Genomic DNA, 21,486 nt, shown 5'->3' with positions numbered 1-21,486 from the left:
TCGTGGTTCTGGCCCTGCCGGGCCGCAGCCGTTACCCTTTGCGCCGCGGCGACCCCGCCCCTCGCCCGCCTGAATGCGGGCTCATTCCTCCGCCAAGGCCTGCCCGATGTCTGCACTGATCTGTGGTTCTCTCGCTTACGACACCATCATGGTGTTCCCGGACCAGTTCAAGAACCACATCCTGCCGGACAAGGTGCACATCCTGAACGTGTCGTTCCTGGTGCCGCGGATGCGCCGCGAGTTCGGCGGCTGCGCCGGCAACATCGCCTACAACCTGCACCTGCTGGGCGGCCACCCGATCCCGATGGGCACGGTGGGCCAGGACTTCGGCCCGTACCGCGAGCATTTCCAGGCGCTGGGCATCGACCTGTCGCGGGTCAAGGTGATCGAGGAGCTGTTCACCCCGCAGGCGTTCATCACCACCGACCACGACAACAACCAGATCACCGCGTTCCATCCGGGCGCGATGATGCGCAGCTACGAGAATCACGTGAAGGACGTGCCGGGCGTGACCCTGGGCCTGGTCGGCCCGGACGGGCGCGAGGGCATGATCCAGAACGCCGAGGAGTTCAGCGCCGGCGGCGTGCCGTTCATCTTCGACCCCGGCCAGGCCATGCCGCTGTTCAACGGCCCGGAGCTGCGCCAGTTCATCGAGCAGGCCGACTACGTGGTGGTCAACGACTACGAGTCCAACCTGCTGCAGGAGCGCACCGGCTGGAACGAGAAGGACATCGTCTCGCGCGTGCAGGCCTACATCACCACCCAGGGCCCCAAGGGCGCCCTGGTCCACACCCCCGAGAAGACCTACGACATCCCGCCGGCGCACGAGCGCCGCGTGGTCGACCCCACCGGCTGCGGCGACGCCTTCCGCGCCGGCCTGATCTTCGGCATCCAGCGCGGCTGCGACTGGCTGACCATCGGCCGCATGGGCAACCTGATGGGCGCCCTGAAGGTCGAGCACCCGGGCACGCAGAACCAGCGCTTCGACTTCGACGAATTCAACGACCAGTTCAAGCAGCAGTTCGGTTACGCGTTGTAAGGCTGGGGCACTACCGGCGGAACGGCAGCGTCGACACCTGGCCATCGCGCTTGCCGGACGCCTACCCGGCGGGCCGCCGTTCCACGACCGATTGCGACGCGGCATCCAGGCTTGCGGCGCCGATCCGGGCGGGGCTAGACTCGGCCGCCCGCGTCGATGGAATGATCGGATGGACACCGCGCCTCGCTGGACCGCCAGGATCCTGGCCGCCGCACCGATCCCGCGTGGACTGCTGCTCTCCATGTGCTGCGCGGCGACCCTGTGCGCCTGCGGCAACGCCGCCCAGGCACCCGCGAGCGCGACTCCCTCCGTGCCCCCGACCGCCCCCGCGCCTGCCGCGAACGGCCCGACGGCGCCTGCTGCGACGCACGATGCGGCGACCGCGCAAGTGCCCCCCGGCCACTATGCCACCCAGCCCGGCTGGGGCCAGCTGACCGTGCAGCCCGATGCACGCTTCACCCTCGAAACGCAGAATGTCGATGCCGGTTGCAGCTTCAGCGGCACGCTGCACGGAACCCAGGCCGCGGTCGACGACGGCACCTGCACGCTGCAGTTCGCACCCAAGGCAGACGGCGTGGCGGTGTCCGCCACGGCCGGCGCCGAGAGCGCGTGCCGGGAGTACTGCGGCGGCAACGGCAGCTTCGCAGGCGACTATCTGAAACAGGCTGCGACCTGCACGCCTGAAGCCATGCAGCGAACGCGCAAGGCCTTCCAGGCATCCTACGATCGCAAGGACTATGCGGGTGCCGAAGCGGCGCTCGCGCCGCTCTATCGCGACTGCGTGGCGGCCCTCAGCTTCAGCGACGCCGGCGCCATCCGCAACGACTACGCGCTGACCCAGCATAAACTCGGCGACGATGCCGGATGCCGGCAGACGCTGGCGCCCTACCAGGACGACGCCAAGCGCAGCGACGACGCCATCAGCGAGGGCATGACGCCCGCCCTCGTCGACGATTACCTCCGCGTGATCCGCGCCGCACGCACCAACCTCAAGCTCTGCGGAGAAGGCAGAGGCTAACGCGAGCGTCTACAGGGACGACACACCATCGCGGAACAGCGACATGTCCGATCCAAACACCGCCCCCACCGCGGCAAGGCCGCAACTCACCGACGCGCAACTCAAGACCTTGGGCTACTTCGCCATCGGCGTGGCCTCGGAAGGCAGCCTGGGCTCCAAGAATGTGGCCTATCACCTGTCGTTCGCCGGATCGGTCGAGGGCAACACGCTCAAGCCGGTGGCCAACAGCGGCTTCAGCATCGGCACGCTGCAGACCGACCTGGGCGCACATCCGGACGTCGTCCCGACGCTGGTGGATGCCTACCAGACATGGGCCGCCCGGCAGACTCCGAGCCTGGCGCTGTCGGAAAACCAAAGAACACAGACGATCTCCGACCTGCAGCGCAATGGCGATGCCATCCGCGCGGACAACGGCCGCGCACCCGATGCAACCGTGCTCAAGAACCTCAATACCTTCCTGGCCTCCGATGCAGGCGTGCAATTCGTGCACGATCGCGACCGCACGCAGATCGACCATCTGATGCGCGAAGGCGACGGCAAGAAGGACCATGGCGGCGCGCTGCACCAATTGCGCCAGACGGAGTTGTACAAGAACGCGAGCCTGGACGACCAGGCCAAGTACGCCACCGTGCTGATGAAGCTGGAGAACCAGGCCGGCAAGAGTCAGTATCCGAAGATCCTCAAGGGCATCAACGACGGCAGCCTCGGCAGCGTCGAGGACGTGGTGAACAAGGTCGACGCGCTGCTGCCGAACAAGACCAACAAGAAAGGCGAGGTGGTGCCCGACTACATCGAGAGCGGCGTCCACCACGCGCTCGCAGGTACCGAGGTGTTCAACAAGCTCCGTGCGGCGCAGCCTGGAAATCCCCTGCATGATGCTTTTGCGGCGGTCTCCGCCGACCCATTGCGCAGCCCGGTCGACCTGAAGGGCGATACCGCCCACGCGGATGCGCTGCATCAGTACAACGCGACCAAGACCCTGTTCCTGCAGAACGGCCAGTCGCCAAAACTGATCAGCGCCCTCGACCAGGACAGTGCGTTCGGCTACAACCTCAAAGGCCGGAACGGCAAGACGGTGGCGCAGTCGTCGAGCCTGTTCGGCGCGGACAACGATGTGGTCGTCTTCGATGGGAACGGTCACGGTACCGCCTTCGTCGGCGGCAAGTGGAGCGCGGTGCAGCGCGACGAGGTCAAGCGCGTCGGCAATGCCGATCAGAGCGTGGATCTTCAACTGCGCAAGGACGGCAAGAGCGAAACGCTGCTGCACGTACCGACCCCGGCGCAGTTGCGCGAACGCAGCGAGCAGCAGCAACCGCAAACGCCTGCGCCGGATCGCACCCCGGCGTCGGCGCCCGGCCCGAACGACGCCAGCCACCCGAATCATGCGCTGCTCGAGCAGATCCGCGAGGGCGTCAGAAGGATCGACCAGGATCTGGGCAAACCGTACGATGCGGCCAGCGAACGCCTGAGCCGTGCTGCGTTGGCCGCTTGCCGGGACAATGGCGGCCCCGGCAACGCGCCGCTGGCGTCGAACGCACTGGAACGGGCCGATCGCGTGGCGCTCACCGAGAAGGGCCATCTGGTGGTGGTCGAAGGTGAACAGCGCGACCCGGCGCAAAAGCGCGCCAGCGTGGATGTGCAAGTGGCGCTCGCCACTCCGGTGGAGCAGTCCGACCAGCGACTGCAGGCCGCGAACCAGGCGATCGACCGCGAACGGCAACTCACGCAACAGCAGGAATTGGCGCGCGAGCGGGACGCACCGAGCCGCAACGGCCCGGCACTGGCATAACCCGACTTCGGCCGGGCGCATGCGGCAGCGCGCAGCGCGCCGTCTGCGTAGCAGGCGGTGCGGCACTCGATTCGATTCGCACCGTCGCCGTCCCCCCCGCGCGACGGTGGATGCGGATGCACTACGACATGGCGCTGCCGGAGCGCGGCGTGTCCTGCACGCCCACCGACAGTCATGATGGAGCGAGGATCCCAGCGCGACCGGGGGATCGACGGCGGGCGACGCCATCGCTTTGCTGCACTGCGGGTTGAGCCCAGGCCTGGTTTGTGCGTCACTTGCGCAAGGGCCCCTGGGGGGGACGAGAGCGCGCCCATGTCCGAGTCGACTGTCGCCAGCCTCGCGCAAGCCAAGGTCGTCGCACCATCCGCCGCCGAGGCCGACTGCGCGCCGCTGGCGCGCATGCGCCATTTCCGCCAGATCGAGTCCTTGCCGCCGGCGCTGGCACGCTCGTGGCGGCGCTGCCTCGACGAGTACGGCCTGGCCCCGGACACCCACCCCTCGCCGATGGTCCATGACGACGGTGAGTTGCGCGAGCGCCAGCAGCGGCTGGAGGCGCTGCTGCGCATCGCCAAGGTGGAGATGGAAAATCTCTACGAACAGATCGCCGGCGGCAGCTACGCGGTGGTGTTCGCCGACACCGAGGCCACGGTGCTGCACAGCGTGCAGGATCCGGCGCTGCTGCGCGCGTTCCGCGAGACCGGGCTGTTCTGTGGCGCCAGTTGGGCCGAACGCTACCAGGGCACCAACGGCATCGGCACCTGTGCGGTGGAGGGCAGTGCGCTGAGCGTGCACCGCGGCGAACACTACCTGGAGCGGCACCTGCCGTTGTCCTGCAGCGGCGCGCCGATCCTGGACCCGCAAGGCCATCTGCTGGCGGTGCTGGACGCCTCCACGCCCGACGCACGCGATACCAAGCTGGTGCAGCGCCATACCGGCGCGCTGGTGCGCATGTCGGCGGCGCAGATCGCCCGCGCGTACTTCCTGGAGCAGTACCGGCATGCGTGGATCCTGCGCTTCCACAGCCGCCCCGAGTTCGCCGGCCTGCTGCACGAGGCGCTGATCGCGGTCGGCGGCGACGGCCGCGTGCTGGCGGTCAACGAGGCCACGCTGGAACAGCTCGGCAAGCCCGACCGTTCGCCACTGGTCGGGCGCGACATCGCCCAGGTGATGCAGCTGGATTTCGACACGCTGGAGCAGCGCGCGCGCAAAGACGCCAGCACGTTGTGGTCGATCCGCTGCGCCTGCCACGGCCGCCGCTTCTTCGCCCTGGCGCAGCCGCCGCGTGCGCGCAGCGCTGCCGGCCGAACGCGCGCCGCGGGCGAGGACGGCCAGGCCGCGCGCGCCAACGATCATGTCGGCTCCGATCCGCGCATGCTGCACAACCTGGACAATGCGCTGAAGCTGGCCAAGCACCGCGTGTCGATCCTGCTGTGCGGCGCCACCGGCACCGGCAAGGAAGAGTTCGCCAAGGCGGTGCACCGCAGCTCGCCCTGGGCCGACCGCCCGTTCGTGGCGGTGAACTGTGCGGCGATCCCGGAAGCGCTGATCGAGAGCGAGCTGTTCGGCTATGCGCGCGGCGCCTTCACCGATGCCGCGCGCGAAGGACGGCATGGCAAGCTATTGCAGGCCAGCGGCGGCACCCTGTTCCTGGACGAGATCGGCGACATGCCGCTGCCGCTGCAGACGCGCCTGCTGCGGGTGCTGGAGGAACAGAGCGTGACCCCGCTGGGCAGCGACCGCGCCGTGCCGCTGGAACTGCACGTGATCAGCGCCAGCCACCGCGACCTGGCGCAGATGGTCGGCAGCGGCGGCTTCCGCGAGGACCTGTACTACCGCCTCAACGGCGTGGTGCTGCACCTGCCGCCGCTGCGCGAGCGCAGCGACAAGGCCGAACTGATCCGCACCCTGCTGCGCGAGGAGAGCGGCGAGCAGACGGTGCGCATCAGCGAGGACGCCCTGCACAAGCTGCTCAGCTATGCCTGGCCCGGCAACCTGCGGCAGCTGCGCAACGTGCTGCGTACCGCGGCGGTGCTGTGCGCCGATGGCGTCATCCGCATCCCCAACCTGCCGCAGGAAATCGTCGATGCCGACAGCGGCCCATGCCTGCTCGGCGACGATGCGCATGCCGGCGACGGCATGCCCGGCCGCGTCGCCCTGGACAGTGCCGAGCGCAGCGTGCTGCAGCAGCAGCTCGAGCGTCACCGATGGAACGTCAGCCGCACCGCCGATGCGCTGGGCATCAGCCGCAATACCTTGTATCGCAAGCTGCGCAAGCACGGGTTGGCGACGGCTTGAGCGGCGGCGGCATCGCGATTCAAGGGGTTTGCTGCGTGTCGCGAATGAAGCCCCGCCTGTCGCGTCTTGCCATTCGGTAGCGGCGTGAGTGCTGTGGGGTATTGGAGTCCCAACCGTTGAGGCGGCTGGAGGACGTCTGGCTTCGATGTCGCGGCTGAAGCCGCTTCCTACGACAACCGTTTTTACGACAACAGCTTGCGGGTCGTTGAGATCGCACACTGTGGGAGGGACTTCAGTCCCGACTGCGGACGGAGCCGGATAGGTTCCGTCCGAGGTCGCGGCTGACGCCGCTCCTGCAGGAAGCCCTGCGCCGGTGACCAAGCGCGAACCCAGGCAGGAGCGGCGTCAGCCGCGCCAGTCGCCCGCGCCGACTGGCCTGCAGCCGTCTTGAACACGGCGGATGGCACGCGCCGAGCGGTGCCACCACACGAACCGCAAACCGCCCGCTAGAAGCGCCAGCGCAAACCGACCTGGTATTGCCGCGGGGCGCCGGGGGCGACGAAGCGCGAGGGGCCGTCCTCGACCGCAGCGTCCTGCGGGCGCGCCAGGGCGCCGCCCGGGAACAGGTCCTCGGCGATCGCCGCATACGTCTCGTAGCGGCGGTCGAACACGTTGTTGACCCGCAGGTACAACGACAGGCCTTCGGCGAGTTCCCAGGTGCCGTGCAGGTCGAGCAAGGCATAGCCGCCGGTGGACAGGTCGTGGCGTGCCGGCGCCTCGCCTTCCTCGGGGTCTTCGACCAGGCCGTCCTCGTTGCCGCTGGCCACGCGCCGCGACACCGCGCGCAAGTCGGCCCCCAGCGTCAGCTGCGCCAGCGCCTGCCAGTCCACGCCCAGCTTCAGCGTGTTGCGCGGCAGGCCGGCGATGCGCGTGCCCGGCCGCAAGGTCACCGTGCGCTCGCCGGAGAGCAGTTCGCCGGCGCTGCGGTAGGTGGCGTCCAGGTAGCTGTAGCCGGCGAACCAGCGCAGCGCGCCGTGGCTGCCGCGGTAGCTGAGGTCGGCTCCCTGATAGCGGGTGCGGTCGACGTTGTCGAAATAGCCCTGCTGGGAATTGGGTGCGCGCAGGAACAGGATGTCGTCGCGGTTGTCGGCGCGGTACAGCGAGGCGTTCAGCGTCTGCGCCGGCGTCGGGTTCCAGCGCAGGCCGAGCTCGTAGGTGCGCGAGACGATCTGCTCCAGGCGCGGGTCGGCCTGCAGCCCGGTCGGCAACCGGCACGGCTGTTCCGGGTCGGCGCAGCCGAGTTCGATCGCGGTCGGCGCGCGGCTGTTCTGCGAGGCCGAGGCGAACGCGGTGAAGCCGTCGCCCAGGCGCTGGGTGATGCCCAGCGAGGGATTGGCCTTGGCGAACACGAAGCGCTCGCGCGGCAGCACGCCGTCGTCGGCGGTGGACAGGGTGTTGGCGACGGCGACGCGGTTCCAGCGCAGCGCGGCATTGAGGTGGGTGGCCTCGCTCAGCTCCCAGGTATCGGCGGCGAACAGGCCCAGGGTGCTGCTGCGCCCGTCGACGCCGGAGAAGAACTCCCGATCCTCGTCCGGATCGGCGACCACCGAGCGATCGTCCTGCACGAACGCCTCCTGCTCGTACTGGCGGTAGCGCACGCGGTTGCGGTCGTAGGTGGCGCCGATGCTGAGCGCGTGCGCGCCGGCCTGGTGGCTGAGGTTCAGTGCCACGCCCTCGGCGTGCTGGCGCATCTGCGTGGTGTTGAGCACGCCGCTGTGCAGCGCGTCGGCATCGGCGCGCGACACCGTGCAGCCGGCGTCCAGCGGCGTGCCGTCGGCGGCGTAGCCGTCGGCGCAATCGTCGACGAACTCTTCGTAGTCGTCGTTGATGTCGCCGTTGACGGTGTCGCGCCGCCCCTGGCGGTAGTAGGCGAGCAGATGCAGTGCGGTGCGCTCGTCGAAGCGATGGTCGAACTGTCCGGTGAGCAGCGTGTTGCGGTTGCGGGTCAGGTCCGGCGAGGTGTAGACCGCGGCGCGATCGGCCTCGTACAGCCCCGGCTCGGTGCCCTCGTCGGTGTAGCGATAGCTCGGCAGCAGGCCATTGCCGACCAGGCGGCTGCGCCCGTGCAGCAGCGACACGTCCCAGTCGGTGCGCTCGCCCTGCCGCCCGAACTTGCCGAACACGGTCCCCAGGCGGCCGGCGGAGGCGTCGCGCCAGCCGTTCTCGTCGAAACCGGTAGCCGCGACGAAGGCATGCAGGCCGTCGGCACCGGCGTAGCCGTAGGACGCATCCAGGCGCTTGCGCGCGCCGCTGCCCACCGACAGGTCGGCGCGCAGGCCCGGCGCGGTCAGGCCGGACTGGGTGGTGAAGGCCAGCGCGCCACCCAGCGTGTTGGGACCGAACAGCGGGTTGGAGCCCGGCATCAGCGCGACGCTGCGGATCGCCGCCTCCGGCATCATGTCCCAGCTGACGATGTCGGCGAACGGCTCGTTCATGCGCACACCGTCCAGGTACACCGACACGCCCTGCGAGGCGCCCGGCAAGGCCGAGGCACGGAAACCGCGGAAGGTCAGGTCGGTCTGGAACGGGCTGCCCTGCACCTCGTTGGTGTCCACGCCGTTCATTTCGCGCAGCAGGAAGTCAGTGAGGTTGCCGGCCTGGCTGCGTGCGATGTCGTCGGCATTGGCGGTCTGCACCGTGTACGGCAGCAGGTCGGCATCGATCAGCGTGCCGGGGATCGGCGTGGCGGTGACCTCGACCCGGTCCAGCGCGGTGATCTGCGCATCGTCGGCATTGACCGTGGTCTGCGCGTGCGCCGGTGCGGCGAGCAGGCCGATGGCGGTGGCGACGGCCAGCGCGAGCAGGCTCGGCGGCGGAGTATGCGGTCCTGGGGTGTGGGTCATGCCGGTTCCTTGAGGGCTCAGTAGAGAACGATCGATTTGATGCCGCGGCCGGCGCGCATCGCCTCGAAGCCGCGGTTGATGTGGTCCAACGGCAGGGTTTCGCTGATCAGTTCGTCGATGCGGATCTCCCCGGCCAGGTAGCGCTCGGCATAGGCCGGCAGCTCGCTGCGGCCCTTGACCCCGCCGAACGCGCTGCCGCGCCAGGCGCGGCCGGTGACCAGTTGCAGCGGCCGCGTGCTGATCTCCTGCGCGCTCGGCGCCACGCCGAGGATGATGCTTTCGCCCCAGCCCTTGTGGCAGCACTCCAGCGCCGCGCGCATCGCGCGCACGTCGCCGACGCAAGCGAAGCTGTGGTCGGCGCCGCCGTCGGTGAGGTCGACGATGACCTGCTGCACCGGCGCGCCGAAATCCTTCGGATCCAGGCAGTCGGTGGCGCCCAGCGCGCGCGCCAGCGGGAACTTGTCGCGGTTGATGTCGACCACGATGATGCGTTCGGCGCGCGCCATCACCGCGCCCTGCACCACCGACAGGCCGATGCCGCCGAGCCCGAACACCGCCACACTCTCGCCCGGACGCACCCGCGCGGTGTTGAGCACGGCGCCGATGCCGGTGGTGACCGTGCAGCCGAGCAGGCAGGCCTTGTCCAGCGGCGCGGCCGGATGGATCCTGGCCACCGCGATCTCCGGCAGCACGGTGTACTCGGCGAAGGTGCTGGTGCCCATGTAGTGCAGCAGCGGGCGTCCATGCAGCGAGAAGCGGCTGCTGCCGTCGGGCATCAGCCCGCGGTCCTGGGTGCTTCGGATCGCCTGACACAGGTTGGTGCGGTTGGAACGGCAGTACTTGCACACGCCGCATTCGGGCATGTACAGCGGGATCACGTGATCGCCCGGGCGCACGCTGGTGACGCCGACGCCGACCTCTTCGACCACGCCGGCGCCTTCCTGGCCCAGGATCACCGGGAATGCCGCATCGGCATCGGCACCGGACAGGGCGATGTCGTCGCCGTGGCAGATGCCGCTGGCGACCATGCGCACCAGCACTTCGCCGGCCTTGGGCGGCTGCAGATCCACCTCTTCGATGGCCAGCGGCTGGTTCGCCGCCCAGGCGACCGCGGCTCGCGTCTTCATTCCGGCTCTCCCCGCCTCCCGTCGCGGCGCCCGAGAGCGCCGCTCGCCTCACCTCACTGCGCCACGATCACACCCCATGGCATCTCGCCCACCGCGATCTGCTTGATCTCCTTCATCGCCGCCGTGTCGATGACACTGACGCTGTCGGAACGGCCATTGGCCACATACAGCTTCTTGCCGTCCGGGCTCAGCGCCGGGTTCCAGGGCCGCTGCCCCACCGGGATCTCCGCCAACGCACGGCGCGCGGCCGGATCGATCACGCTGACCGTGCCGGCGCCATTGGACGCGTACACGCGGCTGCCGTCGCGGGCGATGGCGATGCCGGCGGTGCGCTGCCCGGCGGGGATGCTGGCCACGCGCGTGCGCGCCGCCAGGTCGATCACGTCGACCACGTTGGCCGCTTCTTGCGCCACATAGACCGTCTTGCCGTCGGGCGCGAACGCCATGCCGCGCGGATGCCCGCTGGTGGCGATCACGCCGGTGGAGGTGCCGGCCTTCAGGTCGATCACGTCCAGGTCGTTGGAGCCTTCGTTGCTGGTCAGCAGCAGCGCGCCATCCGGCGTGTAGACGCAGTGTTCCGGCGCCTGCCCGCGGGTGGCGATGTGCGCGCCGATGGTGAAACTGGCCGGGTCGATCAGCATCACCTGGTTCTGCCCCTCCACGCACACCGCCAGCTGGCGGCCGTCCGGCGACGCGGCCACGCCTTCGGCGTTCTCGCCGATGTCGACGCTGCGCAGCACCCGGTCCTGCACGGTATCCAGGTCCAGCAGGCGATGGCCCTGCGCGTCGATGACGTACAGATGCCCGGGCGGCCCCGGCACCACCTGCTGCAGGCGCTTGCCGAGCTGGCCCTGCGCCGACAGCGTCCGCACCACGCGGTCGCTGCCGGTGTCGATCACCGAGATGGTGCCGCTGCGCTGGTTCGGGACGTAGGCCAGCGCCGCGGTCGCGGCCGCAGGCGCTGGCGCGGCCGCCGCCGCATCGGCCCCCGCCGTCGGCGCGGTGGTGCGCTGGCACGCAGCAGCGAACAGCGACAGCGCGACGACGGCGGACAGGCGCAACGCTTTCCTCATTGCGTGGCGCCTGCGGTCTTGTTGATGGAATGGATGAAGGCCAGCAGCTTCTCGGTATCGCCCGGCTTGAGCACGGGACCGAACGGCGGCATCTGCCCGACCACCTTCTCGTGGCCGATCCGGGTCTTGCCGTGCGCGGTCATGCCGGCGGTGCCTTCGGTGATCAGCGTACGCAAGGTGTCGTCGTCGCTGCCGTACACCCAGATGTCGTTGGTCAGCGGCGGACACATGCCGCCACCACCGGTGCCGCCGTGACAGGCGGTGCAGCCGGCGGAGTTGAACAGCACCTTGCCTTCGGCGACCAGTTCCGGGGTGACCTTGACCGGCGGTCCCTTCGGAATCGGCGTCACCGCCGCAGCGGGGGCCGGTGCGGCGGCAGGAGCAGCGGCGGCGGGCGCGGTCGCCGCCGGCGCAGAGGCCGGTGCAGGCGCCGGCGCCGCAGCCGGCTCGGGTGTGGCCGCTGGCGCGGCGGGCGTCTCCTGCTTGCCGCAGGCGGCCAGCAACAGGAGCGAGGCGAACAGGGACACGGGCAACAGCACGGAGACGGCACGACGACGGACGGAAGCAGAGCGCATGGGAGCAGAACCTTTGCGGAGTGCACGATGGGAGGAGCAGGCCGCGCGAGCGGCGTGTACGGAACGGCGGAAAGCGGTCATTGCGTGCGTCGGTGCTGGGCCTCCGTCAGCAGGTGGGCGAGTTCGGCATTGCCGCGTTGCTGGGCCAGCGCCGCCGGGGTCTTGCCGTCGGCGTCGCGCGCATCGGCGCTGGCGCCGGCGGCGAGCAGACGCCGGGCGCTGTCCTCGCGGCCGGCAGCGGCAGCCAGCATCAACGGCGTGACGCCGGCGCGGTTGGCACGGTCGGCTTCGGCACCGCGCTTGAGCAGCAGATCGAGGATCTTCGGGTCGTTGCGCGCCACCGCGAACATCACCGGGGTGAAGCCGGCCGGGTTGACACGGCGCACGCTGGCACCCGCGGTGAGCAATGCCTGTACCAGGTCGGCGTCGGCGTAGGAGATGGCCAGGTCCAGCGGCGTCCATCCGTCGGCGGACACCGCCTCGACCTTGGCGCCATGCGCCAGCAATTGCGCGGCGCTCTTGCCGTCGTTGGACCAGGCCGCCTTCATCAACGGCGTCCAGCCATTGCTGTCGCGGTTTTCGACCTTGGCGCCGGCGGCCAGCAGCTCGCCGACCAGCAGCGGCGCCTGGTTGCGGATCGCCTGCTGCAGCGGCGGCTCGCCGAGCAGGTTGGGCTTGTCGGCGCTGGCGCCATGACGCAGCAGCCAGGCCACGCGCACGCCATCGCCGGCATCCAGCGCGTGCGCCAACTCCTCGTTGGGATCGGCGCCACCGGCGATGCGCAACTGCAATTGCGCCAGCATGTCCGACGAGGCCTGCGCGCTCGGCGTGTCGTCCTGGTCGTCGGGCACCGCGTAGGAGCCGTGCGAGCGCAGGTTGCCGGCAACGATGCAATCGGCGCAGGCCACCAGCGGCACGTGATAGTCGCGCAGGATCGCGTCGATCTTGCCGGCGCTGCGCTGCATCGCCGCGTTCAGCGCATCGCGCAATGCCGCGTTCTTGCGCGACACCGCCCACGCCATCGAATACTCCAGCACCTCGTTGTCGATGACGTTCAGCGGGACCACGCCGAGGCCGCCGCGCGCGGCGTAGTAGCCGGCCACCGGTCCCCAGGATTCGGCGGCATCGAGCTTGCCGGCGGCGACCTGTTCGGCGAGCTTGCCGGGATGTTCCTGCGGCGCGCTGGCCGAATCGTAGAACAGGTACTGCACTTCACCCTGCACGCCATGGTCGAACAGCGCCTGCCGCGCCGGCGAGCTCTGGAACACGCCGACCTTTAGCTTCTTCAGTGCCGGATCGTCCAGCGAGGCAGGACGCAGGTCCAGGCCCTTGCGGGTGACCAGCACATAGGTGGAGCGATACAGCGGGCGCGTGGGCAGGCCCATCTCGAAATCGCTGTTCATGTCCATCAGCACGTCGCACCGCCCGGCGTTGATCGTGCTGCGCGCCAGGCCGCGCTGGTAGTAGCTGCGCCACTCGTACTCCAGGCGCCGGCCCATCTCCGCGGCCACCACCTGGGCGATCTTGTTCTGGAAGCCCTCGCCTGCACGATCGGACAACGGCATGTTGCCGGGATCGGCACAGACCCGCAGCACCGGCGCATCGGCCGGCAGCGTCGTGGCGGGCGCGGCGGATGCCGGTGCCGCAACGGCGGGCGGGGCAGCAGGAGCGCGAGCCGTCGCGGACGACGGCTCGCGCGTACAGCCCGCGGCGACGAGTCCGAGGCTGCACAACAGCAACACGGCGCGCGCGCCCGCAGGCAGGCGCCGCGAGGCGGGTGCCATCCGGCACCCGCTCGCACCCTGGACGCGGCGCCGCCGGCTCATCGCACCGTCTTGGCGGCGACCGCCGCGCTGCCGCCACCGGCGGCCGCAGTGGCGGTCGTGGTGGGCGTGACGGTCTTGCCGGCGCCGTCGATGCGGAAGGTGTGCACCATGCCGCCCAACGGGATCTTGTCGAAGCCGTTGCTGAAGGCCAGGCCCGCGGCACCCAACGCGCCGTACGGATCGCCCGGATCCAGGCCGGCGGCGACCGGCAGGCCGATCCAGCCGCCGATACCCGAGAACACCGCCACGTACTGGTGGCCGTTGGCCTTGTAGGCGATCGGATTGCCGATGACGCCGGAGGGCAGCTTGGTCTCCCACAGCTTCTTGCCGGTGTCCTTGTCCACGGCGCGGAACCAGCCGTCCAGCGTGCCGTAGAACACCAGCCCGCCGTCGGTGACCAGGGTGCCGCTCCACACCGGGAACTTCTCCTTGATCTCCCACTTGGACTTGCCTTCGACCACGTCGAACGCCTTGACGATGCCCAGTGCGCCCGGCTCGTTGGGCTTCATCAACACGTTGGCGAACACGTACGGCAGGCCCATCATGGTGTTGCCGCGCTCCTGCGGGTCGAGCTCCATGTGCCAGTTGTTGGTGCCGCAGAAGAACACCGCCGAATTGGCCGGATCCACCGAGCATGGCTGCTGGTCCTTGCCGCCCATCGCCGACGGGAACGCCTCCACCTTGCGGCCGCGTTCCAGCGGCGAATGCGCCGCGACCTTGACCGGGCGCCCGGTCTTCATGTCGATGCGCTCGGCCCAGTTGGCCGGCACGAACTTGTTGGCGCGCAGCAGCGTGCCGTCGCGGCGGTCGAGCACGTAGGCGAACCCGTTGCGGTCGAACTGCACCACCGACGGCACCTGCTTGCCGTCGATGGTCAGGTCGACCAAGATCGGCTCGTTGATGCCGTCGTAGTCCCACTGGTCGAACGGGGTCTTCTGGTAGCCCCACACCGCCTCGCCGGTGTCGATCTTGCGCGCGAACAGGGTCATGGACCACTTGTTGTCGTACTCGCCGGTATCGCATTCCTTCTGCGTGGTCTTGCCGCAGCGGTACGACGGGCTCCACAGGCCGGGATTGCCGGTGCCGTAGTAGACCAGCTTGAGTTTCGGGTCGTAGCTGTACCAGCCCCAGGCCGCGCCGCCGCCGCGCTTCCAGCCTTCGTCGGGGTAGGTCTTCTGGCCGAGGTCGCCGAGCTGGCCGTGCTGCGGATTGGCCTTGTTGAAGTCCGGGCCGAGGCAGATGTCCTTGTCGGTGCCGGTGGCTTCGCAGGACCAGGCCTGCTTGCCGTCGGCCAGCGCGTACGCGGCGACGCGCCCGCGCACGCCGAACTCGTTGCCGCTGATGCCGGCCACGACCTTGCCGTCGGCGATGATCGGGGCCATGGTGATGGTCTCGCCCTTCTCGGGATAGGCGAGCTTCTGCTTCCACACTTCCTTGCCGGTCTTGGCATCGAGCGCGATCACGTCGCCGCTGAGGCTGCCGAACACCACCTTGCCGTCGGCGTAGGACGCACCGCGGTTGACCGTATCGCAGCAGGCCACCGCCACCGCGCGCTCGTCCTGCTGCGGGGTGTACTTCCACAGCACCTTGCCGTTGTCTTCCTGCGACAGGTCGATCGCGAACACGTTGTTCGGATAGGCGCTGACCATGTACATGGTGCTGCCGATCACCAGCGGCTGGCCTTCGTGGCCGCGGGTGGCGTCGGTCTTCATCTCCCACGACATCTTCAGGTTCTTGACGTTGTCGCGATTGATCTCGGCCAGCGGGCTGTGCCGGTTCAGGCCGAAGTCGCGACCGATGCCACCCCAGTTGTCGGGGTTGGCGGCATTGGTGGCGAACTCGCTGTCGGTATCGGCAACCGCGGCCGGCGCGGCGGCCGGTGGCTGCTGTGCGGCGGCCGGTGCGGCCGGCGCCGGAGCCTCTTCCTGCTTCTTGCAACCCGCCAATGCCAGCGCAGTGGCCAGCGCGAGCAGCGTACAAGCCTGGGTACGACGTGAATGACTGTGCATCGTTCTACTCCCCTCGTTGAAGAGCCGCGTCACTTCACCTATCGGCGTGTGCCACGGAACCTGAAGCGTGGATGTATACGAGCAACGTCCATGCCATCGTGGCGCTGCGATGCAACATCCCTTGACGTGCGGATCACGACGCCGGTTGTCGTCGCGGAGACGCCCACCAGCGCGGTCGAGGGTGTCTCAGAAACGTGACACTTTGCGCCACACGGTTGCACCGGACGTGGCGCAGTGTGAGCACATGTGCCGGTGGCACACCCTGCGCCATCGCTGCGCTTGCCACACTGGCGCACACGGATGCGCACGGCGAGGCGCGCGACGGGGAGTGCGCATCCGGCACGCCTGCACCGATCTCGCCAAGGAGGGTCCGGCGCGCGGCGGCGGTCAGCCGCCGCGCAGCAGTCAGTGCGACTGCGGCCCGACGCGGTCCTGCCACCACGCCAGCAGCGCGGCGCAATCGGCGAAATGCAGGTCGGCCAGCGCCGGCCAGGGATTGTCCGGATGCAGCAGCACGGTGGTGGCGCCGGCATGGCGCCCGCACTGCAGGTCGTAGGCGTGGTCGCCGACCATCGCCAGTGCCTGCGGCGCCACGCCCCAGTGCTCGGCCAACTGCAGCAGGCCGCCGGGATGCGGCTTGGGCGGCGCCTCGTCGCGGCCGAGGATGGTGACGTCCTCGAACAGGTCGTCGACCTCGATCTCTTCCAGGGTCAGCTGCGCCAGCTCGCGCGCGTTGCGGGTGAGCACCGCCAGCCGGCAATCGGCCGCGTGCAGTGTGCGCAGCAGCGCCGGCGCGCCGTTGGCCGCGGTGGCCTCCTGGGCAAGCACGCGCTCGTGCTCCAGCAGCCAGGCGTGCTTGCTGGCGCGCTGCGCATCCGGCAGCGCCGCCAGGTGCTGCAGGATGTCGGCCTGCGGCGGGATCTGCAGTTCGCGGCGGATCAGCGCGAAATCGTGCACGGCACGGGTCAGGGTGCCGTCCATGTCGAACACCCAGTGGCGCACCTGGCACAGCGCCTCGGCCGGCGGTGGCATGGCGGCATGCATCGCGCTCAATCCCAGTCCGGCATCTGCGCGCCGTCCAGGCCGCCGGTCTCGAACACCGCGGTGCGGGTGCCGCCGGCCTTCACCGGGAAGGTGATCTGCAGCACCGTGGTCTTGCGCGCCAGCTTCCACAGCGCCTTGTCGTCGCTGATGAACATGGCGATGGCCTCGTCGGTCTTGGGCCGCCAGGCCGCGGCCGCGTGCGGCGGCGCGTCGTCGGCCTTCAGTTCCACCTTGCAGCCGCCAGCGCAGCGGAAATCGCCGGACTGCAGCACGAGGTAGGCGCTGCGCTTCCATTCCGGATGGTCGCGGAACACCAGTTGCACCGGCTTGGGTCCGCTGCCGTCCACATCAACCTTGTCGCGGCTGTACAGCATCGCCGAGCGCTGCACGCCCTTGCCGGCCGGCACCTGCGAGTACTGCCAGGCCGCCTGCATGCGCCGCAGCTCGCGCGCCGCTTCGCCCTTGGCCTTGACCTCTGCGTAGCCGGGCTGGATGCGTTCGGCCGCGTCCGAGCCGGGGTACTGCTGCAGCAGCGCCGCGCCGTGGATCCGGGCCAGGTCCCAGTTGCCCGACTTCACCGCGGCGTCGTACTGCTTGGCCAGGTCGTCGGCCGCCTGCGCCTTGGCCTGCGCTTCGGCCGCGGCCTGCGCCTTGCGCTCGGCCTCGTGATCGCCGCAAGCGGCCAGGGCGACGGCGCACAGCGCGCCGAGCAGGATGCGTTTCATCGTGGGGTTCCTCGTTGGATCAGGGTGTCGATGGCCTGCGCGACCTCGACGGGCTTCTCGACGATGGACATGTGGCCGCTGCCGTCCAGCAGTACCTGGATCGCCTGCGGCAGGCGTTGCGCGTACAGCGCCAGCGCGCTGGCGTCGATCACCGCGTCCTGCACGCAATTCAGCAGCAGCGCCGGCTGGCGAATGCGCGCGGCCTCCTCGAACGGCAGGAACGCCTCCTCGCCGCGGCCGATGCGCGCCAGCACCTGCTGCTCGAAATCGGCCTCGCGGCGACGCCAGGCCACCACCGCCGGCACCGCCCAGCGCGGGATGCGCGGTTTGGCGCGCTCGAGCAGGAACACGGTGTCGATGTAGCGCTGCAGCGATGCGGCATCGTGCACCGCGAACGGATTGTGCCCGTCCAGCACCGCCTGGCCGAAGACGTTGTCGGCGAAGCGCACGCCGGCGGCGTTGAACAGGCCGACCCGGTCGAACACCGCCGGATGGCGCGCCGCGGCCAGCGCCGCGATGCCGCCTCCCATCGAATGCCCGAGCAGCACGCATTCGCTGCCCGCACGGCGCGCGCACTGCATGGCGAACGCGGCCACGCGCTCGGCCTGCGCCACAAAGCCGTAGTCCTGCCCGGCGATGCGCTGGCTCTCGGCCCAGCCGGGCAGATCCGGGATCACCAGGTGATAGCGCGTGCCCAGCGCGCGCGCCAGCGGCAGCCAGTTCTCCTTGCTGCCGGTGAAGCCATGCACCAGCAGCAGGGTCGGCGCGGCGGGATCGGCCGCGGCGCGCACCAGATAGGTCCAGGTGTGCCCGGCGACCTGCGACTGGCGCCGCCGCAGCCCGCTGCCGCGGCGCTGGCGCAGGCTCTCCAGGCGCACCAGCAGGAAGGGATCGCGCGCCACCAGCAGCGCCCCGATCGGCATCGCCACGAGCGCCACGCACAGCAGCGACACCAGCAACGCCAGGGCGCCAGCCAGCAGCAGCAGCATCATCAAGACCAGGGTCGCCATCACCATGGGGACACCGGAGCGCGCAGGTCGCTCATGCGCTCACGCCACCACGTCGGCTTCGCCGAGATGGAGGGCCAGCCACACGGTCGGCTGCCCGGGATCGGTGAAGGTCACCCAATGCGGCGTATCGGCCGGGATGAGCAGATGGTCGCCCGGCGCCAGCGCGACCTCGCGATCGCACAGCGCCACCCGCGCGCGACCGCGCAGCACCAGCACCCATTCGTCGTGCGCCTGCAGGTACGGCGACTCCTGCGGCGTGGTCTGCCCGTGCGAGACGATGCGCTCGACGCGGCAACCGGAGCGCCGGAGCAGTTCGGTGAAGATTTCGCCACCGCGGGCATCGGGCAATGCGTCCAGCAAGGAACCGGACAGCACGGGCGCGTCGGTCATCTCAGCAGCCCCTCGGGGGGCGCATGCAGGCCCGCGCGCATCGGCGCCGGCAACGACCTGCCATGGCACTGGCGCTTGCAGCGGAGACCGGGGCGGCGGTGGCGAACGATGTCATGCGCGCATGGACCGAGGACCATCGGGACTGCCGAGGATATCGCGAATGCGTGGCAGCAGGTCGTGCTGATCGACGGCGTTGCGTGTGGAATCCGTTAAGGCGGCACTGCACAGGCACGCGCCTCATGCCGGCGGCGCATGCGACGCCGCAGATGACGACGTCCTGCAACGCAGGCGCGGCCATGCCGCCACCATCGCACCCTCCCCGCGCGACGCGATCGTCGCAACACGCCGGCCGCACACACGCACACGGCGCCGGGAGTGCTCCCGGCGCCGTGTGCGCGGTCTTTCGCGGGCGACTTGCGTCAGTGCGCGGTGCTGCCGGCCTTGGCCTTGTCCAGCATGTCCTGCACCGACACCGTGGTGATCGGGTGGTAGCCGGGCTTGGCCTTGGCGAACACCTCTTCGGCGAAAGCGAGCCCGTCCGGCGTCTTCACCAGTTCGGCGTAGATCGGCAGGATCAGCTTGCGGCGGCCGACGCGGGCGATGAACTCGCCGGCGGCCGGGCGCGCGTCCACGTAGCCGCTGCGGATCGCCAGCGGATACCAGCGCATGGCGATCTCGCCGTTGGCGGTGCCGGTGAAGTGGTAGGCGTCGTCAAGTTGCTTGAGCTGCGCCGGGGTCAGCTTCTCGCCCAGGCCGCTGAGGAAGCGCGTCCACTCCTGGGTGCTCCAGGCATCGGTCACCTGCTTGCCCGGCAACGTGCCGCTGCCGGTCCAGGCGATGCGCGCGGTGTCGACCATGGCGAAGTTGCGCGAACGCGCCTTCTGCGCGAACGCCGGAATGCCCGGCTCGTCCAGCCACGCATGCAGTTCCTGCGCGGTCACCGCGTTCGGCTTCTTCGACAGCAGGTGGGTCTTCAGGTACTCGACGAACTGGTCGGTGTTGGCGCTCTGGAACGCGTGGTCGTCGAACCAGCCGCGCAGGAACGGATCGAAGGTGTCGCGACCGAAGCGCTGCTCCAGGAACTGCAGGAACCATGCGCCCTTGACGTAGGCGACCTGGCTCAGTGCCTCGTCCGGATCGCGCTCGGTCAGCGCCGGCAGCGCCAGCGCCTGGTCGGCCGGGCTCATGCCCTTCAGTTCGGCCAGCAGATCGGTCTGGTCGATCTCGCGCTCCATCTCCGCCGCTTCGGGGCCGTACAGCGCCTCGGTGATGCGCGCCTGCACGTAGGTAGTGAAACCTTCGTTGAGCCAGATGTCCTTCCAGCTGGCGTTGGTCACCAGGTTGCCGGACCAGCTATGCGCCAGTTCGTGCGCGATCAGCGACACCAGCGACTTGTCGCCGACGATCACCGTCGGGGTGGCGAAGGTCAGGCGCGGATTCTCCATGCCGCCGAACGGGAACGACGGCGGCAGCACCAGCATGTCGTAACGGCCCCAGCGATACGGACCGTACAGCGTCTCGGCGGCCACGATCATCTTCTCGGTGTCCTCGAACTCCTTGGCCGCCTTGTCGACCATCGCCGGCTCGGCCCACACGCCCGAACGCGCCGAGATCGGCTTGAACACCAGGTCGCCGGCGGCGATCGCCAGCAGGTAGGACGGGATCGGCTGCGGCATCTTGAAGCGGTAGTCGCCGTTGCGCACCGCCTTGGGATCGTTGTCGGCGCTCATCAGCACCATCACGTCCGGACGCGAGACCACGTGCGCGCTGTAGGTGAAACGCACGCTCGGCGTGTCCTGCAGCGGCACCCACGAACGTGCGTGGATCGCCTGCGACTGACTGAACATGAAGGGCAGCTTCTTGCCCTCGGTCATCGACGGCTCCAGCCACTGCAGGCCCGAGGCGGTCGGCGCGGTGTGGTAGGTGATGCTGATCGTCTGCGGCTGGGTCGGCGCCTCGATGGTCAGCTTGCTGCCGTAGATCTTGTCCGCCGGCGCCAGCGCGTACTGCAGCGGCGCCTGCTGGCCCTTGCCGTCGTCGGCCTGCACCTTCTCGATGGTCAGGTCGCGCGTATCCAGCACCAGTTGCTTGGCGCTCTTGTCCTTCCAGTCGAGCGTGTAGGTGGCGGTGCCGCCGATCTGCTTGCTGTCGAAATCCAGCTTCAGATCCAGCGCCAGATCCTTGATCACGACCTTGGACGGCTCGGCGTAGGAGGTCTCGTCGTGGCTGCGGTCGGCCGGCTTGGCCGCGGCGGGTGCCGGCTTGGCGGCAGTGGCGGCCGCATCGGGCGCGGACGCTTCACGGGAACACCCGGACGCGATCACCGCGGCCAGGGACAACAACAGGAACGGGGAACGCATGGCGGACAGCACCGGTTCGGGAAAACCCGAAGTCTACCGGAAGGCCGGGATTGGGGATTCGCAGCAGCGAACAGCCGGCGCGCTTACGCATCCCGAATCTTCACTCCCCAATCCCGGCTCCACTCAGATCTTGTAGCCGAGTGGATCGCCACGATGCCGCCGGCTAGGTTCTTGTAGTGGTTGCGGGCGAAGCCGGCTGCTTCCACCCTTGCCTTCGCGTCCTGTGGCAGATGCTGCGCCGGCACCGTCGGACCGCGCGTCGGGACTGAAGTCCCTCCCACAAAGACGGCACAGGGCCCGCGATCAGTCAGCACCGATCGCCTGCTCTTACGATTCCCGAATCCCGATTCCCGAATCCCGGCT

14 protein-coding genes and 1 pseudogene are annotated in these 21,486 nt (G+C 69.5%); 4 read left to right on the top strand and 11 right to left on the bottom strand.

What is annotated here, in order from left to right; translation table 11 throughout:
* The first annotated feature begins 106 nt into the window (after positions 1 to 106).
* From SLW55_RS20380 to SLW55_RS20365, 4 genes are all read left to right on the top strand, one after another.
* Entirely contained in the window at positions 107 to 1,039 is a 933-nt protein-coding gene (locus SLW55_RS20380; RefSeq protein ID WP_017911561.1) for a carbohydrate kinase family protein, read from the top strand.
* Positions 1,040 to 1,544: 505 nt separating this feature from the next.
* Entirely contained in the window at positions 1,545 to 2,057 is a 513-nt protein-coding gene (locus tag SLW55_RS20375) for a hypothetical protein (protein ID WP_152180764.1), read from the top strand.
* Positions 2,058 to 2,100: 43 nt separating this feature from the next.
* The gene (locus SLW55_RS20370; protein WP_295918651.1) at positions 2,101 to 3,846 is read left to right on the top strand and encodes an XVIPCD domain-containing protein; all 1,746 of its coding nucleotides are present in this window, start codon (positions 2,101 to 2,103) and stop codon (positions 3,844 to 3,846) included.
* Positions 3,847 to 4,158: 312 nt separating this feature from the next.
* Positions 4,159 to 6,141 carry a sigma-54-dependent Fis family transcriptional regulator gene (locus SLW55_RS20365; protein ID WP_043094693.1) on the top strand — a complete coding sequence of 661 codons (1,983 nt, stop codon included), beginning with the start codon at positions 4,159 to 4,161 and terminating at the stop codon, positions 6,139 to 6,141.
* A 446-nt stretch (positions 6,142 to 6,587) separates the two neighbouring features.
* Here SLW55_RS20365 and SLW55_RS20360 read toward each other — a convergent pair whose 3' ends face one another.
* The 11 genes and pseudogenes from SLW55_RS20360 to SLW55_RS20310 form a co-directional block, all read right to left on the bottom strand.
* A complete protein-coding gene (locus tag SLW55_RS20360; RefSeq protein ID WP_017912441.1) occupies positions 6,588 to 8,984 on the bottom strand; it encodes a TonB-dependent receptor in 2,397 nt (798 codons plus the stop codon).
* A gap of 17 nt (positions 8,985 to 9,001) precedes the next feature.
* Entirely contained in the window at positions 9,002 to 10,111 is a 1,110-nt protein-coding gene (locus tag SLW55_RS20355; protein ID WP_043094692.1) for an S-(hydroxymethyl)glutathione dehydrogenase/class III alcohol dehydrogenase, read from the bottom strand.
* 53 nt (positions 10,112 to 10,164) lie between these two features.
* Entirely contained in the window at positions 10,165 to 11,184 is a 1,020-nt protein-coding gene (locus SLW55_RS20350) for a beta-propeller fold lactonase family protein (protein WP_320745631.1), read from the bottom strand.
* Positions 11,181 to 11,759 carry a c-type cytochrome gene (locus SLW55_RS20345; RefSeq protein WP_320745630.1) on the bottom strand — a complete coding sequence of 193 codons (579 nt, stop codon included), beginning with the start codon at positions 11,757 to 11,759 and terminating at the stop codon, positions 11,181 to 11,183. The genes SLW55_RS20350 and SLW55_RS20345 overlap by 4 nt, the downstream gene beginning before the upstream one ends.
* A gap of 77 nt (positions 11,760 to 11,836) precedes the next feature.
* A pseudogene (locus SLW55_RS20340) lies at positions 11,837 to 13,501 on the bottom strand (quinoprotein dehydrogenase-associated putative ABC transporter substrate-binding protein); the annotation flags it as partial.
* An 80-nt stretch (positions 13,502 to 13,581) separates the two neighbouring features.
* Positions 13,582 to 15,594: a methanol/ethanol family PQQ-dependent dehydrogenase gene (locus SLW55_RS20335; RefSeq protein WP_267109885.1), complete on the bottom strand. Its 2,013-nt coding sequence runs from the start codon at positions 15,592 to 15,594 to the stop codon at positions 13,582 to 13,584.
* Between the two features lie 405 nt (positions 15,595 to 15,999).
* Positions 16,000 to 16,638, bottom strand: a complete 639-nt coding sequence (locus SLW55_RS20330) for an HAD family hydrolase (RefSeq protein WP_017914832.1) — start codon at positions 16,636 to 16,638, stop codon at positions 16,000 to 16,002.
* Positions 16,639 to 16,643: 5 nt separating this feature from the next.
* A complete protein-coding gene (locus SLW55_RS20325) occupies positions 16,644 to 17,363 on the bottom strand; it encodes a hypothetical protein (RefSeq protein ID WP_320745628.1) in 720 nt (239 codons plus the stop codon).
* Positions 17,360 to 18,379 (bottom strand): alpha/beta hydrolase, encoded by a 1,020-nt coding sequence (locus SLW55_RS20320; protein WP_267092830.1) that lies wholly within the window; start codon positions 18,377 to 18,379, stop codon positions 17,360 to 17,362. Before SLW55_RS20320 ends, SLW55_RS20325 begins: the two co-directional genes overlap by 4 nt.
* Positions 18,380 to 18,412: 33 nt before the next feature.
* Positions 18,413 to 18,763, bottom strand: coding sequence for a cupin domain-containing protein (locus tag SLW55_RS20315; protein WP_267123418.1), 351 nt, complete (start codon positions 18,761 to 18,763; stop codon positions 18,413 to 18,415).
* Positions 18,764 to 19,182: 419 nt separating this feature from the next.
* A complete protein-coding gene (locus tag SLW55_RS20310) occupies positions 19,183 to 21,123 on the bottom strand; it encodes a M1 family metallopeptidase (RefSeq protein WP_320745627.1) in 1,941 nt (646 codons plus the stop codon).
* Positions 21,124 to 21,486: the final 363 nt, after the last annotated feature.

The sequence above is a fragment of the Xanthomonas sp. LF06-19 genome (assembly GCF_034105425.1).
GTDB lineage: Bacteria > Pseudomonadota > Gammaproteobacteria > Xanthomonadales > Xanthomonadaceae > Xanthomonas_A > Xanthomonas_A sontii.
Note: the sequence above shows the minus strand (reverse complement) of the source record. Positions and strands in the feature narration are given on the sequence as shown.